Consider the following 16,513-nt stretch of genomic DNA (forward strand, 5'->3'; position numbering starts at 1 on the left):
CGGTCGCGGTGGGAGACTTGCCACATGCCCCTCACCGAGCCGCACGACGACAACCTCCCCGAGGAGGAGCAGGTCGTCACGGTGCCGGCTGCCGGTGACCGCCCTGATCCCACCGACGCTGTCGACGCCCCGACGTCCCTCGCGCCGCCCGCTCCGCACCCGGCCGACCCCGACCCCGATCCGGGCCTTGCTGGGGCCGGTCCCGGCCTTGCTGGGGCCGACCCGAGCGCCGCTGGGGCCGGTCCGGGCCTTGCTGGGGCCGACCCGAGCGCCGCTGGGGCCGGTCCCGGCCTTGCTGGGGCCGACCCGAGCGCCGCCGAGGCCGACCTCGACGTTGCCGAGGAGGAGCCGAGCCCGGCTGAGGGAGAGCCCGAGGCGGAGCCGACCCTGCCCGAGCCGGTACGGCAGCGGATCGTGTCCCTCACCGCCGCCGTCCTGCCCGGCCTGCCCGCCGACGAGGTGCCCGTGCCGCTGCGGCGGGTCGCCAAATTCGCCCCCAACCGCCGGGCCCGCCTCGGCGCGCCGGCGATCGCGGCTCAGCTCGTCGGTGATCCGCTGTTCCGGCAGCGGGTCACCGCCCGGGTGCTGGCCGACGCCGGTGACCTGGGTGCGGCAGTGGTCGAGGGCACCGCCCCGGCCGCCGCCGACCCGGTCGAGGTGGCGGCTCTGGCGTACCTTGTCCGGCCGCGCGGGTGGCGGAAGCTGATCGAGGCCAGCGGCGCGGCCGTGCGGGCCGAGGCGGACAGCGCGCTGGTCGCCGAGCTGGTCCGCCAGGCCGAGCAGCGGGCCACCCGGGCCGAACACGACCGGGCGGTGGCCCGGGTGGAGGCCGACAAGCTACGCGACGAACTCGCCCGGGTCCGCGAGGAGATGGGCCAGTTCCGGGAGGAGAACCGGCAGCTCAGCCGCGCCCTGCGGGAGGCACAGACCCGCGAGCGACGCACCAGCGAGCTGCTGGCCACCGAGCGGGGACGGGCGACCCGGGCCGCAGCGGACGCGGACGCCGAGTTGCGGCGGGTCCGGGCCCGGCTGGCCGAGGCGGAAGCGGCGGCGGGCGTCGCCCGGGCCAGCGCCAAGGAGGCCCGCTCGGTCGACGACGCGCGGCTCTGGCTGCTCCTGGAGACCATCGGCCAGGCGGCCGTCGGGCTCCGCCGCGAACTGGCGTTGGATCCGGTGGACCTGCTGCCCGCCGATGTCGTCGCGGAGTCCTCCGCCGAGTCCGCGACCGGCGCCGCGGCCGGCGCCGCGACCCGGGCCCGGGACACCGACGACCCGGCCCGGCTCGACCAGTTGCTCGCGCTGCCCCGGGCCCACCTCGTGGTCGACGGCTACAACGTGACCAAGCGCGGCTTCGGTGAGATGTCGCTGGAACAGCAGCGCAAGCGGTTGATCAGCGGACTGGGCGGCATCGCGGCACAGACCGGTGACGAGGTCACAGTGGTCTTCGACGGCGCCGAGCGCATCCACGGGCTGCCGCCGGCCCCGCGCGGGGTCCGGGTCCTCTTCTCCCGCAAGGGGATGACCGCCGACGAGCTGATCCGCCGGCTGGTACGCGCCGAACCGCCGGGCCGCCCGGTGGTGGTGGTCTCCTCCGACCGTGAGGTCGCCGACGGGGTACGCCGGCACGGCGCGTACCCGTTGGGCGCCGACTCGCTGCTGCGCCGGCTGTCCCGTTCCTGATCACGTCGAAGGCGAACCCGGATGCCCGCCGGGGCGGCGGGGCGAGCCGGCCGGGACAACTAGGATGGGCGCGCACCAGCGGGAGGAGTGACGGCGTGGCGGGTAGGCAGCGGGGGTACGGCCGTGTCGGCGCGCCGATCCGCCGGGAAGACGGTCCGGTGGCGCGATGAGTCCGCGCGGTTGGGCGATGCTCACCCTGGCCGGGCTCGGGATCGCCGTGGTGGTGGCGGCGCTGGTGCTGATCCCGTGGCAGCGCCCACCCGCGCCCCGGGCCGACCAACTCGCCGCGCTGCGGGAGCTGCCTGCCGACCAGGTGGAGCGGGCCCGGCAGTTCCGTGCCGCGCTGCGCCCCGGCGGCTGGACGGCGCTCGGCGTGGGGTTGCTGGTGGCGCTGGCACTGGGGTTGACCCCGCTGGGCAGCCGCCTGATCGAGCTGGTCGGGCGCCCCTTCGGCGACCACTGGATCGCGCAGGCGATCGGCGGTGGACTGGCTGTGGTGCTCGTCGCCGACCTGGTGACGTTGCCGTTCGCCGCCTGGCGGCACGCCGTGCTCACCCGCTACGGACTGGCCACCAACGGGTGGAGCGGCTGGGCGGTGGACCTGCTCAAGTCGTACGCGGTGAGCGCCGTCATCGGTGCGGTGGCGCTGCTCGGCTTCTACACCGTGGTCCGGCTGGCACCACGCTGGTGGTGGGCGTTCGGCGCGGCCGGCGCGGCGACCCTGGTGGCGTTGCTGTCGTTCGTGCTGCCGGTGCTTGTCGAGCCGGTGTTCAACAGGTTCAGCCCGATGCCGCCCGGCCCGCTGCGTACCGAACTGATGGAGTTGGCCGCGCGGGACAGCGTGCCCGTGCGTGACGTGCTGGTCGCTGACGCGTCCCGGCGTACCCGGGCGGTCAACGCGTACGTCTCCGGACTCGGCCCGACCCGCCGCATCGTGGTGTACGACAACCTGCTGCGCGAGGCGACACCGGCCGAGGTGACCGCGGTCGTGGCACACGAACTCGGCCATGCCCGGGATCGGGACGTACCCGTCGGCACGCTCACCGGCGCGCTCGGTGCCGCCGCCGCGGTGGTCGCGCTCTACCTGATCGGGTCCTGGCCGCCGCTGCTGCGCCTGGCCGGCGTCGACTCGGTGGCCCAACCGCGGGCGTTCGGACTGCTGTTGGCCCTGGTCACGGTGGCCGGGCTGATCTTCACGCCGGTGCAGGCGCTGATGTCGCGGCGGATCGAGGCGCGCGCCGACGCGCACGCGTTGGCGCTGACCCGCGACCCGGAAGCCTTCGAGTCGATGCAGCGGCGGCTCGCCGGGATCAACCTCGCCGACCCGGACCCGCCGCGCTGGGAATACCTCTACTCCGCCTCGCACCCGTCCACCGTCGAGCGGATCGCCGCCGCCCGCGCGTACGCCAGAAAGGCGCCGGCATGAGCCGCACGCTGCTGATCACCAACGACTTTCCGCCCCGGCCGGGCGGTATCCAGTCGTTCGTGCACAACCTCGCCGTACGTCAACCGGCCGGCTCGGTGGTGGTCTACGCGTCGAGTTGGCGTGATGCCGAGAAGTTCGATGCCGACCAGCCCTTCGAGGTGATCCGCGAACGCACCCGGGTGCTGCTGCCCACCCCGCTGGTGGCCCGCCGCGCCGCCCGGCTGGCTCGCGCGTACGACTGCGACACGGTCTGGTTCGGCGCGGCGGCCCCGCTCGGCCTGCTCGCCCCCGGCCTGCGTCGGCGGGCCGGCGTACGCCGGGTGATCGCGCTCACCCACGGCCACGAGGTCGGGTGGGCGGCGTTGCCGGTGGCCCGTGGTGCGTTGCGGCGCATCGGTCGCGGCACCGATGTGATCACCTACCTGGGGGAGTACACCCGCACCCGGTTGGCCCGGGCGTTGGACGGGCTGACCGAGCTGCGCCGGCTCGCCCCCGGCGTGGACACCGACCTGTACCACCCGGATGTCGACGGGAGCGCGGTGCGGCACCGGCTGGGGCTGGCCGACCGCCCGGTGGTGGTCTGCGTGTCCCGCCTGGTGCCGCGCAAGGGACAGGACATGCTGATCCGGGCGATGCCACTGATCCGCCGCCGGGTGCCGGAGGCGGCGCTGCTGGTGGTGGGCGGTGGTCCGTACCGGGCCACCCTGGCCCGGCTGGCCCGGCAGTCAGGTGTGGAACGGGACGTGGTCTTCACCGGCTCGGTGCCCTCCGTCGAGTTGCCCGCCCACTACGCGGCCGGCGACGTGTACGCCATGCCGTGCCGGACCCGCAACCGGGGGCTGGACGTCGAAGGGCTCGGCATCGTCTACCTGGAGGCGTCGGCGACCGGCCTGCCGGTGGTGGCCGGCGACTCGGGCGGTGCCCCCGACGCGGTGCGGGAGGGGGAGACGGGCTACGTGGTGGACGGTCGGGATCTGGCCGCGCTCGCCGACCGGGTGGCCACCCTGCTGGCCGACCGGGACCTGGCCCGACAGTTCGGTGCCGCCGGCCGGGCCTGGGTGGAGCGGGAGTGGCGCTGGGAGACCCAGGCGCAGCGCCTGGCCGCACTCCTCGCCGCCTGACCCCGCACCGCCGCGCCACCGCGCGCCATCCCGCGCCACCGCGCGCCATCCCGCGCTGCTCGCCGCCGCGCTGCCCTGCGCTGGGGTGCTGGTGTTAAAAGGGGGCCCCTCCTATACACCAGGCGTTAGCAGGGGGCCCCTCCTTTCACCCGGGCGAGGATGTTGACGGCGGGGGCGGGGCGGCCGAAGTGCCAGCCCTGAGCGGCGTCGCAGCCGATCGCGCGCAGCCGCTCGGCCTGGCCACCGGTCTCCACCCCCTCGGCGGTCACGGTCAGGTTCAGGGCGTGGGCCAGGGAGACCAGGGAGGCGAGGATCCGTTCGTCGGCGGCTTCCGGGGCGCGCAGGCCGCGGACGAACTCGCCGGCCACCTTCAGCTCGGTCACCGGCAGGTCCCGCAGGTACGCCAGGTTGCTGTAGCCGGTGCCGAAGTCGTCGATGGCGATGCGTACGCCCAGATCGGCCAGGGCACGCAGGGTACGGATCGGTTCTTCGGCACCACTCATCATGGTGCTCTCGGTGATCTCCAGTTGGAGCCGGTCGGGCGGCAGGCCGGTGCGGCGCAGCAGTGCGCGTACCTCCTGCACCAGGTCGGGCCGGCGGACCTGGCGTACCGCCAGGTTGACGCTGACGTACGGCGGCTGCGCGGTGGCAGCGCTCCAGCCGACCGCCTCGCGACACGCCTCGGCGAGCACCCAGCCACCCAACGGCACGATCAGCCCGGTCTCCTCGGCCAGCCCGATGAACCGGTCGGGTCGCAGCACCCCCAGCTGCGGATGGCGCCAGCGCACCAGCGCCTCGACCCCGAGCAGCGATCCGTCCTGGAGCGACGTCAGTGGCTGGTAGTCGAGGTAGAACTCGCCGCGCTCCAGGCCGGTCGGGATCGCCGCGCTCAACGCCCGGCGGGCCTTCTCCCGCGTGTCGCGTTCGGCGTCGTACAGCTCCCAGCGGGCACCACCGGCGTCCTTGGCCCAGTGCAGGGTGGTGTCCGCGGCGCGCATCAGCTCGTCAGGTGAGGTGTCGTCCGCCCGGCGTTCCACGATGCCGACGCTGGCGGTGATGGCCACGTCGTTCCCGTCGACCACGTCCGCTTCCGAGAGCGCGGCGAGCGCCGCCTCGGCGACGGCGACCACGTCGCCGGTGCCGGTGGAGCGCTCGACCAGGATGACGAAGGCGTCCCCGCCGAGCCGGGCGACCAGGTGGGGCTCCACGGCCCGGCTGAGCCGCCGGGCCGCCGAGATCAGAGTCTTGTCGCCGACCCGGTGGCCGTACGAGTCGTTGACCCGCTTGAACTGGTCCAGATCGAGGAAGCACAGTCCGAGCCGGCGGCCACCGCCCGCCGACGCCTCCACAGCCGCCGCGAGTCGTTGCCCGAACAGGGTGCGGTTGGGCAGGTCGGTGAGCGCGTCGTGGGTCGCCTGGTGCCGGAAGCGGGCCTCGCTGGCGCGCAGTGCCTGTTCCGCCTCGACCTGGGCGGTCATCGCGGCCCGGCGGATGGTCTCCTGCTCGTCAAGGGTGCGGTCGCGCAGCGCCCGGGCGTATCCGGTGGCGACGGCGGCCAGCAGCCGGGCCATCCGGTCGGCCATGTCGTCGGCGACCAGGTCGAGGTCACGCAGCAGCCGTAGCTGCACCACCTCCAGGGTGCGGCCGAGCGCCTCGGCGGAGACGATGTGCGCGGCGACGAGTTCGGTGGCGATCCGGTGCCCCACCCGCAGGTCGAGCGGCTCGGTCCGCAGGGTCTGGGCCAGCAGGTCGGTGAGCCGCTGCAACAGCGTCTCCAACTGGGCCTGGGGCATCGGCAGGTAGCTGGTGCCCGACAGGGCCCGGGCCCAGGCCCGGGCGAACACCCCGGTGCGGGGCGCGCCGTCGGGTGGCTCACCCACCGAGCCGCCCGACCCCGCCGAGGAACACCGCCCGCTCGGCGTCCTCGGCGTCCTCCGGGGTCTCCGGCCGCCATTGCGGCACCCAGACCACTCCGGGTTCGACGAGCTGGAAGCCGTCGAAGAAAGCGGTCAGCTCGGCCCGGCTGCGTACCGACAGCGGGCTGTCGGTACGCCGGTAGACCTGCTCGGCCTCGGCCCGTTCGGCATCGTCGCGGCCGTCGTCGCTGGCCTGGGAGAGCACCAGGTGGCTGCCCGGGGCCAACGCCGCGCGTAGGGTCCGCAGCAACTCGGCCGGCCGGTCGTGGTCGGGGACGAAGTGCAGCACCGCCACCACCAGCACGGCGACGGGCCGGGAGAAGTCGAGCGTCGCGCGGACATCCGGGTGGGCGAGGATCCGCTCGGGGTGGCGCAGATCCTCCTGGACGACTGTGGTGCCGTCGGTGCCGGCCAGGATCTCTCGGCTGTGCGCGACGGCGACCGGGTCGACGTCGACGTAGACCACCCGGGCGTCGGGGGTGTGCCGCTGGGCGATCTCGTGGACGTTGCCGACGGTGGGGATGCCCGAGCCGATGTCCAGGAACTGCCGGATCCCGACGTCGGTGAGGTACTGCACCGCCCGGCGCAGGAAAGCCCGGTTGGCCTGGGCCATCAGCGGTGCCTCCGGCACCGCCGCCATCATCGTCTGGGCCGCGGCCCGGTCCACTGCGAAGTTGTGGGAGCCACCCAGGTAGTAGTCGTACATGCGCGCGACGCTGGGCCGCTCGACGTCGATCGTCTCGGGTGCCCAGTCGGGCCGCTGCAATCCGCTCACCCCTTCGTGCGCCGTCCGGGGCGTCTGTGCCCCGGCGGGTATTCTGCCCCGCTTCCGTCGGGGAGACCATAGCGCAGTGACACGAACAGGGATCAATGTGAAAGATCCGTGCCCGCGCGAGGGCGGGCACGGATCTTCAGCGGTCGGTGGCGCCGGGTGGCGTCAGAACTTCGGCGCGTCCGGTGCTTCCAGCAGACCGAGCCGCAGCGCGGTCATCAGCGCCTGGGCCCGGTTGGCCGCGCCGAGCTTCTCGTAGAGCTTGGAGATGTGGGTCTTGGCGGTCGACTCGCTGACGAACAGCTGCTTGGCGATGCCGGCGACGCTCATCCCGTCGGCGAGCAGGCGCAGCACCTGCCCCTCGCGCGGGGAGAGCTGGGGCCCGGACGGGGCGAGCCGTCGCTTCATCGCCTCGGCCAGGTCGGCGGCGGTGAAGGCGCTGGGGGAGGAGGCGGCGTGCCGGGCGGCGGCGACGACCTCGTCGGCCGGTGCGGTCTTCGGCACGAAGGCGCTCGCCCCGGCCTCCAACGCGCCGAAGAGCTGGTCGTCGCCCGCGTACATGGTGAGCACCACGATGCCCATCGACGCGCTGGACTTGCGCAGCGCCCGGGTGGCCTCCAGGCCGCTGCCGTCAGGCAGCCGCAGGTCCATGATCACCACATCCGGCTGCAACGCGCCGGCCTGCCGTACGCCCTCCGCCGCCGTGGCCGCCTCGCCGACGACCTCGAACTGCCGGTCGCGCTCGAAGGCGTGCCGCAGACCCTTGCGGATCAAGTCGTGATCGTCGACCAGGAGGACCTTGGTACGGGTTGCCGGTGTCGGACTTGTGGTCATCCTCGGGTTACTCCCCTTCTGCTGCGGCGGCGCTACCGCGAACGTTATCCCGCCGGGGCGAGGAGCCGACCACCACCGCCACGGTCGTCCCACTGGGCTGACGCGGTCTGATCTCCAACCGGCCTCGGATACGTTCCGCTCTCTCGGCCATGATCGCAAGACCATAGTGCCCGTCCGAGCGCTGGTCACCTATGCCATGACCGTCATCCGACACTTCGATCTGCGCGTACGGGGGATCCACCTCGCAGGTGACCCAGAGATTGGACGCTCCCGCGTGCTTGCGCGCGTTGGTGACCGCCTCCTGGGCGATGCGCAGCAACTCGGCCTCGGTGGCGGCGGGCAGCCGGGCGGTGGACTCGTCCAGCGACAGGTGCACCCGCAGCCCGCCGGAGGCGCCGACGGTGCGGGCGTACTCGGCGATCGCGGCGGCCAGACCGCCGTGCCGGTCCACCTCGCTGCGTAGCTCGAACAGGCTCAGTCGCAGCTCGGTGATCACGCGGGTGACCTCCTGGCGCAGCGTACGCAGCGCCTCGGCGGTCTCCTCGGCGTCGTCGTAGACGGTGGCCAGGGCGTTGTCGATCCCGTAGCCGACCATCACCAGTTCCTGGGCCACCCCGTCGTGGATCTCACGGGCCAGCCGTTGCCGCTCCTCGTTGGTGGCCAGCGAGCGCACCTCGTCGAAGAGCAGGGCGGCTTCCAAGCGCAGCGCCGCCGGGCCGGTCAGCCCGGTCACCTGGGCCACCACCGGCGGTGGGTACGCCTGCGCCGCGTCCGCCTCCAGCACCACCAGACCGACCGTGCGGACCCCGGCGACCAGCGGCACGATGAGCGCCGAGACGCCGCCGCCGGAGTGCGAGCGGGACTGCGAGCGGGCCGCGGTCTGCGGCTGCTGGCTGGCCCAGGCGTCGGCGATGGCCGAGTCCGCGTCGAGCGTGGTCTCCCAGTCGACCCGGTCCGCGCCGATCTGGGCGAGCACCACCAGCCGCCCGCCGCCGCTGGCGGAGAGCACCGCCCCGCGGTCGGTGCGGGCCACCGTGCGCAACTCCTCCAGCAGGTGCTCGGAGATCCCGCCCGGGTCCAGCGTGGCACCGGGCAGCTGCCGGGCCACCGTACGCAGCTGGGTCAGCAGCCGGGTCGCCTCCGCGTACGGCTGGGGTTTGGTGTCCTGCCGCACGAGCATCACCCGGTGCAGGGTGCGCGCCGCGGACAGGCCCAGCGTGGCCAGGATCAGCCACTGGGCGCAGACCGCGAGGTAGCCCGGCTGGGTGAGCTGCCGCGCCCCGCCGACCTCGGTGAGCGCCCCGGCGACCAGCAGGGTGCCGGCCACGATCGCGATCAGCACCGCGCCCTCGCGGAAGCGGCGCCGCAGCGCCGTGACGGTCACCGGCACCGCGAGGTACGGCAGCACCGCGGAGGCGCCCAGGCCGTCGATGTGCCCGCCGATGGTGGAGACCGCGGCGACCTGGCTCGCGGCCAGACCGAGCAACACCACCTCCGCGGTCCGGCTGAGCGGACCGATCAACCGGTGCTGCGGCGCGAGCAGCGCCGGCAGTCCGGCGATCGCCAGCAGGACGATCCACCACAGTTGAGCCAGGTCGCGGGTGGCGAGCAGGGTCAGGACAGCGATCAGCGCCAGCACGACCACCCGCGCCGTGGCGGCGAGCGGGTGGGATCGGGCCAGAGCCGAGGTCGAGGCGGACACGTGACGGATCGTAGTCAGCCGCGGTAGATGTCGGCGATTTCCGCCGCGTAGGTCTTCTGGACGACCTGCCGTTTCACCTTCATCGACGGGGTCAGCTCGCCGGTGGCCTCGGTGAAGTCCCGAGGCAGGATCCGGAACACCTTGATCGCCTCGGCCTGGGAGACCGACCCGTTGGCCCGGTCCACAGCGGACTGGATCTCCGCCCGCAGCCCCTCGTGCTCGCGGAGCGTCTCGACGTCGGTGTCGGCCGGCAGTCCGGCCGACTCCAGCCAGGCCGGCAGGGCCTCCTCGTCCAGGGTGACGAGCGCGGCGATGAACGGCTGCCGGTCGCCGACCACGACACACTGGCTGATCAGCTGGTGCGCCCGGACCTGGTCCTCCAGCACGGCCGGGGCGACGTTCTTGCCGCCGGCCGTCACGATGATCTCCTTCTTCCGGCCGGTGATGGTCAGGTAGCCGTCGCCGTCGAGCGAACCGAGGTCGCCGGTGTGGAACCAGCCGTCGTCAGTGATCGCCTCGCTGGTGGCCTCGTCGTTGCCCCAGTAACCGCCGAAGATGAGATCACCGGCGATGAGCACCTCGCCGTCGTCGGCGATGCGGATGGTCACCCCGGGCAGCGGGCGGCCGACCGTGCCGACCCGGATGAAATCGGGCAGGTTCACCGAGGCGGCCGGGGAGGTCTCGGTGAGCCCGTACCCCTCGTACACGGTCACCCCGACGCCGCGGAAGAAGTGCCCCAACCGGGCGCCGAGCGGCGCACCGCCGGAGATCGCGTCGCGGCAGCGACCGCCGAGCGCGGCCCGCAGCTTGCCGTAGACCAGCCGGTCGAAGAGGGCGTGCTGGGCGCGCAGGGCCAGGCCCGGCCCGGCGGAGGTCTCCAACGCCTCGCTGTACGCGATGGCCACGGCCTCGGCCCGGGCGAAGATCTTGCCCTTGCCGCCCGCCTCGGCCTTCTGCTTGGCGCCGTTGTAGACCTTCTCGAAGACCCGGGGCACCGAGAGCACGAAGGTGGGCTTGACCTCCTGCAACTCGGCGAGCAGCTGCTTGGGGTCGGCGCAGTGCGCCATGGTGGTCCGGGCCTGCACCACGCCGATCTGGATGAGCCGGGCGAAGGCGTGCGCCAGGGGCAGGAAGAGCAGGGTCGAGGCGTTCGGGCCGAAGAGGTTGGGCAGCACCGGCACCGCGTTGGCGATGTCGGCGTACATGTTGCGGTGGGTCAGCACACAGCCCTTGGGGCGGCCGGTGGTGCCGCTGGTGTAGATGATGGTGGCGAGGTTCGTGGCACGCAGGTCCGCGCGCCGGCTGTCGATCTCGGCCGGCTCGACCGCCGCGCCGGCACTCACCAGTTCGTCGACGCCACCCAGGTCGATCTGCCACAGGTGGGTCAGCTCGGGTAGCCGGTCCCGGACGCCTGCCACGAGCGTGGCGTGTGCGGTGCTCTCCACCACGACGGCAACCGCGCCGGAGTCGGCCAGGATCCAGGCCGTCTGCTCGGCGCTGGAGGTCTCGTAGATGGGCACGGTGACCGCACCGGCGGCCCAGACGGCGTAGTCGACGAGGGTCCACTCGTAGCGGGTCCGGCTCATCAGGCCGACCCGGTCACCCGGGCGCACCCCGGCGGCGACCAGCCCGCGGGCGACCGCCACCACCTCGTCGCGGAACTCCCGGCAGGTGACCTCCACCCGGCCGCCCGTCGCGTCGCGGCGGATGAACTGCACCGCGTCCGGCGCGGCCTCCGCGTTGTCCCAGACCGGATCGGTGAGATTTGCCGAATCGCCGACGGTGACGATCGGTGGGACGGAGAACTCGCGCACCTGCACTCCCTCGTGCTCACTCTGGCCGGATCACCGGCCGCCGCGGCGGCCTCCTGTCGAAACCTACCTGCTCCTGTGGGTCGGCTGACAGCGCAGGTGGGCGGCGCGACGCGCGGGCACGCACCGGACGGGTAGCCTCCCCGACATGGCGGACTCCTCCACCCAGTCGATCGTGATCGACGCGGCACCGGACCGGGTCGCGGCGGTCATCTGCGACTTCCCGAGCTACCCGGAGTGGACCGACGCGGTCCGCGCGGCCACTGTCGTCGAGGAGTACGAGGACGGTTATCCCAGTCAGGTGCGGTTTGTCCTGGACGCGGGGGTGCTGGTCGACGAGTACGTGCTCGCGTACGCCTACGCCGAGGACCTGTCCCGCATCGAATGGCACCTGGTGTCCCCCTCGAAGATGCAGAAGGCCCAGCGTGGCTCGTACGACCTGGTGGCCAACGACGACGGCGGCACCACCGTGACCTACACGCTGGAGGTGGAACTCGCCGTCGGGATGCTCGGGATGTTCCGCCGCAAGGCCGAGAAAATGATCATGGATGCCGCGTTGAAGCAGCTCAAGCGCCGGGTAGAAACACCGGGTGCGGCGCAGTGACGCCTCCGCCCACCCGGCCGTCACGGTAGAGGAGCCCAGCATGGGTGCAACGGAACCGGGCTCCGCCCGGGAAGAGGCGGAGCGGTTGGTGGCCACGGTGCTGGCCACCGCACGGATGGCGGGCGCCGCCGGGGCCGGGTCGTCCTGGGGACCGCTCGGTGGGATGGTGACGAGTGTCCTCGGTCACAGCGGCGCCACCGGCGCGCCCACGGCCGGGTTCGCCACCGGTGCGGCGGAATGCTGCGTTTGCCCGGTTTGCCGGGGGATAGCGGCTCTCCGTGACCCCAGTCCGGAATTCGCCGAGCGGCTGGCCACTGGCGCGGGCGATCTGGCCGCCGGCCTCGCCAGCTTCCTCCGCGCCTTCACCCCCGCCGAGCCGACGGTCGCGACGACCACCGAGCCGGTCGACGAGCCGGTCAACGAGCCCCCGGCGGGCTCCGGCACGGGTCCGGACAGCGACCACGTGTGGCGCGAGGCGACCCGTACCGGGCATGATTCTCAGCCGGCACCGGAGCGGGACGTCTGGTCCGTCGCGACCCGGTCGCCGGACACCCCCGCCCCGGCCGCCGCAGCAGGCGACGGAGCCTGACCACGAAAGACCCGCGACACCCGGCCAGGCCGGGCGTGCGGGGTGGCACAGCAGAGGGGAGTGGCAGCGGTGACGCTCACCATCGGAGTCGACGTGGGTGGCACGAAGGTGGCCGGCGGTGTCGTTGACGACACCGGCCGGGTGCTCGTGCAGACCCGACGGGACACCCCCGCCGATGACGTGGGCAAGACCCGCGACGTCATCATCGAGCTGGTCACCGAGCTGGCAGGCGGGCACGAGATCCAGGCGGTCGGCATCGGCGCGGCGGGCTGGATCGACGCGAGCCGCTCCACCGTCCTCTTCGCGCCGAACCTGGCCTGGCGGGACGAGCCGCTGCGGGCGTACGTCAGCGCGGCGGTGGGACTGCCGGTCATCGTCGAGAACGACGGCAACGTGGCCGCCTGGGCGGAGTTCCGCTACGGCGCCGCCCGGCACGCCGACGACTCGATGGTCATGTTCACCATCGGCACCGGTGTCGGCGGCGGCATCGTGCTCGGTGGCGAGCTGGTCCGGGGTGCCCACGGCATCGCCGCCGAACTGGGTCACATGCTCACCGTTCCCGACGGGCACCAGTGCGGCTGCGGCCGGCTCGGCTGCATCGAGCAGTACGCCAGCGGCAGCGCCCTGGTCCGGTTCGCCCGCGCCGCCGCCCGGCAGGAACCACACCGGGCCACCGCGCTGCTGCGGCTCGCCGACGGCGAGGCCGAGGCGATCACCGGACCCATGGTGACGGCGGCGGCCAAGGGCGGCGACCCGGTCTCCGCCGAAGCGTTCGCCCAGGTCGGACGGTGGCTCGGCACCAGCCTGGCGGACATGGCCCAGATCCTCGACCCGCAGATCCTGGTCGTCGGCGGCGGCGTCATCGATGCCGGTGACCTGCTGATGGGGCCGACCCGCCGGTCGTTCACCGAGGCCCTCGCGCAGCGCAGCCGGTTGCCGGTGGCCGAGATCCACCCGGCTGAGCTGGGCAACTCCGCCGGGGTGATCGGCGCGGCCGACCTGGCCCGGCGGCTCTGAGGTGACCCCGCCCCGCGTGCCCTTGCGGGTCCTGTCCTACAACATCCACGGCCAGCGCGACGACACCGCCGCGCTGGCCGAGGTGGTTCGCGCGGCGTCGCCGGACGTGGTGGTCGTCCAGGAGGGACCGCGCCGGTTCCGGTGGCGGGCGAAGACCGCCGCGCTGGCATCCTCGTTCGGTCTGGTGGTCGCCGCCGGTGGTCTGCCGTCGCTGGGCAACGTGCTGCTGACCAGCCTGCGGGTGCGGGTGACCAGCACCCGGTGCCGGCGCTTCCCGCTCACCCCGGGTCGGCACCTGCGCGGTGCCGCGTACGCCGACTGCCTGGTGGACGGCGCGGCGCGCTTCACCGTGGCCGGCTCGCACCTCTCCACCGACCCGGCCGAACGGCCGAGCCAGGCCGAACTGTTCAAACGCGACCTGGCGGCGGCACCCCACCCGGTGATCGCCGCGGCCGATCTCAACGAGGAACCGGGCTGGCCGGCCTGGGCCGTCGTCGCCCAGGGACTGACCGACGCGGCGGTGGCCGCCGACCGGACCGAGCGGCTCACCTACTCCTGCGCGGACCCCCGCCGGCGCATCGACGCGCTCTTCGTCGACCCGCGGATCACCGTCCGCGACTACGACGTGCTGGACACTGCGCTGACCCGCCGGGCCAGTGACCACTTCCCGGTCCTGGTCGATCTGCTGCTGCCCGCCGACGGCTGACCACCCGCCGACAAGCGGACTGGACATCGCGCGCCGTTGTCGGAAGGATTTCGCCCGACCCGGCACTCGTGCCGAGACGAAGGAGATCCCCGGTGCCCACCCCCACCGAGCAGTCACGGCCCGATCCGGAGCCGGCCACGCTCGCCCGCACCCGCGACGGCCGTCCGGTCTCCGACCGGGGTGACACCGTCTGCGTCATCGGCGCCGGCGCGAGCGGCCTGACCGCGGTGAAGAACCTCGTCGAGCACGGCTTCGGCGTCGACTGCTACGAGCGGGAGACCGGTGTCGGCGGCGCCTGGAACTGGCGGCACGACCGCAGCCCGGTGTACGCCAGCACCCATCTGGTCTCGTCGCGACCGTTCACCGAGTTTCCCGACTTCCCGATGCCCGACGACTGGCCGGACTACCCGCACCACAGCCAGCTGCTGTCCTATTTCGAGCGGTACGCCGACCACTTCGACCTGCGCCGGCACATCTGGTTCGGCACCGAGGTGATCCGGGTCGAACCGGTCGCCGAGGACCGCTGGGACGTGACCACCCGCAGCACCGGCGGCTACGGACCCGAACGCACCTCCCGATACGCCGCCGTGCTGATCGCCAACGGCCACAACTGGTCGCCGAAGCTGCCCCGCTACGAGGGGCTGGAGCAGTTCCGGGGCGAGGTCATGCACGCCTCGTCCTACAAGGACCCGGCGCAGCTACGGGGCCGGCGGGTGCTGGTGGTGGGCGCCGGCAACACCGGTTGCGACATCGCGGTGGAGGCCGCGCAGCAGGCGTCGCACTGCTGGCACTCCACCCGCCGCGGCTACTGGTACGCCCCGAAGTACGTCTTCGGCCGCCCCGCCGACCAGATCAACGACACCCTGCTGGCGCTGCGGGTGCCGCTGCGGCTGCGGCAGTGGCTCTATCACCGCACCCTGCGCCTGACCGTCGGCGACCTGACCCGCTTCGGCCTGCCCCGACCCGACCACCGGGTGTACGAGACCCACCCCATCGCCAACAGCCAACTCGTCTACTACGTCGGGCACGGCGCGATCAGCCCGGTGCCGGACGTGGCCCGGTTCGACTCGCCCACGGTGGAGCTGACCGACGGCCGGCGGATCGACCCTGACCTGGTCGTCTTCGCCACCGGCTACCTGCCGCGTTTCGAGTTCCTCGATCCAAAGGTGCTCGGCGACGACGAGGGCGTCGGCCGCCCCCGGCTCTGGCTGCACGCCTTCGTGCCGGACCACCCCACCCTCGCGGTGGCCGGTCTGCTCCAGCCCGACTCGGGCCTGTTTCCGCTGGCGCACTGGCAGAGCGTGCTCTTCGCCCGGCTGCTGCGGCTGCGCACCACCCGGCCGGAGCGGGCCGCCGCCTTCGCCGCCCGGGCCCGCTCCGGAGCCGGCGAACGATACGCGGGGCCGGTCAAGGACTCGACCCGGCACTGGTTCGAGGTCGGCCACGTCGACTACCTGCGCGCCCTGGAGCGTGCGCTGCGCGACCTGGAGGGCGGCAAGTGAACGGCGAGCGGGTGATCCGGAGCGGGGAGTGGGCCCGGCCGGTCCGTCCGGTCCGGCGCGAGGTGCTCAGCGCCCGACCCGAACTCGACGAGGGCCAGCCACCGCTGCTCTTCGTGCCCGGCTTCGGCCACGGCGCCTGGGCGTACGCCGAGCACTGGCTCGGGCACACCGCCGCGCGGGGCTTCCCGGCGTACGCGGTCAGCCTGCGCGGGCACGGCGGCAGCGGACCGGCGCCGGAGGCGACGCTGCGGGCGTACGCCCATGACGTGGTCCAGGTGGCGGCGAGCCTGCCGCGCCAGGCGGTGCTGGTGGGGCACGGCGCCGGGGCCCTGGTGGTCGCGCACGCCCTGGCCCGGTACCCGGCCCGGGCGGCGGTGCTGGTGGCGCCGGTGCTCGGCGGCTGGGCGACGTTCGGTGCCGCGTTGCGTCGCAACCCGCTCGGCACCCTGCCCGCGGTGTTCGGCGGCGGGCTGCGACTGAGCCGCCGGCAGCTCTTCGGCCGGGAGACGCCCGACGCCGACGCGCGCCGGCACACAAACCGGCTCGGCCGGGCGGCCCGACGCGCCCAGTGGGAGCTGCTGACCGGCACCGACCCGGAGCCACCGGTGGGCGGCCCACCGGTGCTGGTGCTGGGCAGCCCGGACGACCGGGTGTTGCCGGCGACGGCGCTGACCCGGGCGGCCCGGCGCTACGGCTCGGCGCCGCTGCTCTTTCCCGGCATGGGGCACGACCTGATGCTCGACGCCCGGTGGCAGGAGCCGATCGACGCCATCCTGGACTGGCTGGTCAAGAACCCGATCCGCGGCGAGGTGCGCTGACCCGGCCGGCGGCCG

13 protein-coding genes and 1 pseudogene are annotated in these 16,513 nt (G+C 73.5%); 9 read left to right on the plus strand and 5 right to left on the minus strand.

The features are described from left to right. The first annotated feature begins 24 nt into the window (after window positions 1–24). The 3 genes from C1I93_RS04865 (at window position 25) to C1I93_RS04875 (ending at window position 4,227) form a co-directional block, all read left to right on the plus strand. On the plus strand, window positions 25–1,680 hold the full coding sequence (locus C1I93_RS04865) for an NYN domain-containing protein (protein WP_181445011.1): 1,656 nt from the start codon (window positions 25–27) through the stop codon (window positions 1,678–1,680). Between the two features lie 166 nt (window positions 1,681–1,846). Further along, a complete protein-coding gene (locus C1I93_RS04870; protein ID WP_111242006.1) occupies window positions 1,847–3,106 on the plus strand; it encodes a M48 family metallopeptidase in 1,260 nt (419 codons plus the stop codon). Then, window positions 3,103–4,227: a glycosyltransferase family 4 protein gene (locus C1I93_RS04875; protein ID WP_111242007.1), complete on the plus strand. Its 1,125-nt coding sequence runs from the start codon at window positions 3,103–3,105 to the stop codon at window positions 4,225–4,227. The genes C1I93_RS04870 and C1I93_RS04875 overlap by 4 nt, the downstream gene beginning before the upstream one ends. A gap of 125 nt (window positions 4,228–4,352) precedes the next feature. Here the strand turns inward: C1I93_RS04875 and C1I93_RS04880 are convergent, their stop codons facing one another. The 5 genes from C1I93_RS04880 to C1I93_RS04900 form a co-directional block, all read right to left on the minus strand. Beyond that, on the minus strand, window positions 4,353–6,020 hold the full coding sequence (locus tag C1I93_RS04880) for a putative bifunctional diguanylate cyclase/phosphodiesterase (protein ID WP_111242028.1): 1,668 nt from the start codon (window positions 6,018–6,020) through the stop codon (window positions 4,353–4,355). A 79-nt stretch (window positions 6,021–6,099) separates the two neighbouring features. Next, a complete protein-coding gene (locus C1I93_RS04885) occupies window positions 6,100–6,909 on the minus strand; it encodes an SAM-dependent methyltransferase (protein WP_111242029.1) in 810 nt (269 codons plus the stop codon). 171 nt (window positions 6,910–7,080) lie between these two features. Continuing rightward, on the minus strand, window positions 7,081–7,749 hold the full coding sequence (locus C1I93_RS04890; RefSeq protein ID WP_007072219.1) for a response regulator transcription factor: 669 nt from the start codon (window positions 7,747–7,749) through the stop codon (window positions 7,081–7,083). A 7-nt stretch (window positions 7,750–7,756) separates the two neighbouring features. Further along, window positions 7,757–9,451 carry a sensor histidine kinase gene (locus C1I93_RS04895; RefSeq protein WP_111242008.1) on the minus strand — a complete coding sequence of 565 codons (1,695 nt, stop codon included), beginning with the start codon at window positions 9,449–9,451 and terminating at the stop codon, window positions 7,757–7,759. Between the two features lie 14 nt (window positions 9,452–9,465). Continuing rightward, window positions 9,466–11,265 carry an AMP-dependent synthetase/ligase gene (locus tag C1I93_RS04900; protein ID WP_111242030.1) on the minus strand — a complete coding sequence of 600 codons (1,800 nt, stop codon included), beginning with the start codon at window positions 11,263–11,265 and terminating at the stop codon, window positions 9,466–9,468. A 145-nt stretch (window positions 11,266–11,410) separates the two neighbouring features. Between C1I93_RS04900 and C1I93_RS04905 the strand changes: the two genes are divergently transcribed. The 6 genes and pseudogenes from C1I93_RS04905 to C1I93_RS04930 all read left to right on the plus strand — a co-directional run bounded on the left by C1I93_RS04905 (window position 11,411) and on the right by C1I93_RS04930 (window position 16,498). After that, window positions 11,411–11,866, plus strand: coding sequence for an SRPBCC family protein (locus tag C1I93_RS04905; RefSeq protein ID WP_111242009.1), 456 nt, complete (start codon window positions 11,411–11,413; stop codon window positions 11,864–11,866). A gap of 40 nt (window positions 11,867–11,906) precedes the next feature. Continuing rightward, a pseudogene (locus C1I93_RS04910) lies at window positions 11,907–12,583 on the plus strand (hypothetical protein). Beyond that, window positions 12,525–13,472, plus strand: a complete 948-nt coding sequence (locus C1I93_RS04915) for an ROK family glucokinase (protein ID WP_111242031.1) — start codon at window positions 12,525–12,527, stop codon at window positions 13,470–13,472. Before C1I93_RS04910 ends, C1I93_RS04915 begins: the two are co-directional and overlap by 59 nt. A gap of 16 nt (window positions 13,473–13,488) precedes the next feature. Then, window positions 13,489–14,178, plus strand: a complete 690-nt coding sequence (locus C1I93_RS04920) for an endonuclease/exonuclease/phosphatase family protein (RefSeq protein WP_181445012.1) — start codon at window positions 13,489–13,491, stop codon at window positions 14,176–14,178. A 92-nt stretch (window positions 14,179–14,270) separates the two neighbouring features. After that, complete coding sequence (locus tag C1I93_RS04925; RefSeq protein WP_111242011.1) at window positions 14,271–15,680, plus strand: flavin-containing monooxygenase; 1,410 nt, start codon at window positions 14,271–14,273, stop codon at window positions 15,678–15,680. Then, window positions 15,677–16,498 (plus strand): alpha/beta hydrolase, encoded by an 822-nt coding sequence (locus C1I93_RS04930; RefSeq protein WP_111242012.1) that lies wholly within the window; start codon window positions 15,677–15,679, stop codon window positions 16,496–16,498. The genes C1I93_RS04925 and C1I93_RS04930 overlap by 4 nt, the downstream gene beginning before the upstream one ends. The last annotated feature ends 15 nt before the right edge of the window (window positions 16,499–16,513 follow it).

This window comes from Micromonospora endophytica, assembly GCF_003236305.1.
Classification (GTDB): Bacteria; Actinomycetota; Actinomycetes; order Mycobacteriales; family Micromonosporaceae; genus Micromonospora; species Micromonospora endophytica.

What these genes read in the sequence shown, in the direction of transcription:
- C1I93_RS04865 (WP_181445011.1), top strand. Translation starts at nt 25, where the DNA reads ATGCCCCTCACCGAGCCGCACGACGACAACCTCCCCGAGGAGGAGCAG.
- C1I93_RS04870 (WP_111242006.1), top strand. Translation starts at nt 1,847, where the DNA reads ATGAGTCCGCGCGGTTGGGCGATGCTCACCCTGGCCGGGCTCGGGATC.
- C1I93_RS04875 (WP_111242007.1), top strand. Translation starts at nt 3,103, where the DNA reads ATGAGCCGCACGCTGCTGATCACCAACGACTTTCCGCCCCGGCCGGGC.
- C1I93_RS04880 (WP_111242028.1), bottom strand. Translation starts at nt 6,020, where the DNA reads ATGCCCCAGGCCCAGTTGGAGACGCTGTTGCAGCGGCTCACCGACCTG.
- C1I93_RS04890 (WP_007072219.1), bottom strand. Translation starts at nt 7,749, where the DNA reads ATGACCACAAGTCCGACACCGGCAACCCGTACCAAGGTCCTCCTGGTC.
- C1I93_RS04905 (WP_111242009.1), top strand. Translation starts at nt 11,411, where the DNA reads ATGGCGGACTCCTCCACCCAGTCGATCGTGATCGACGCGGCACCGGAC.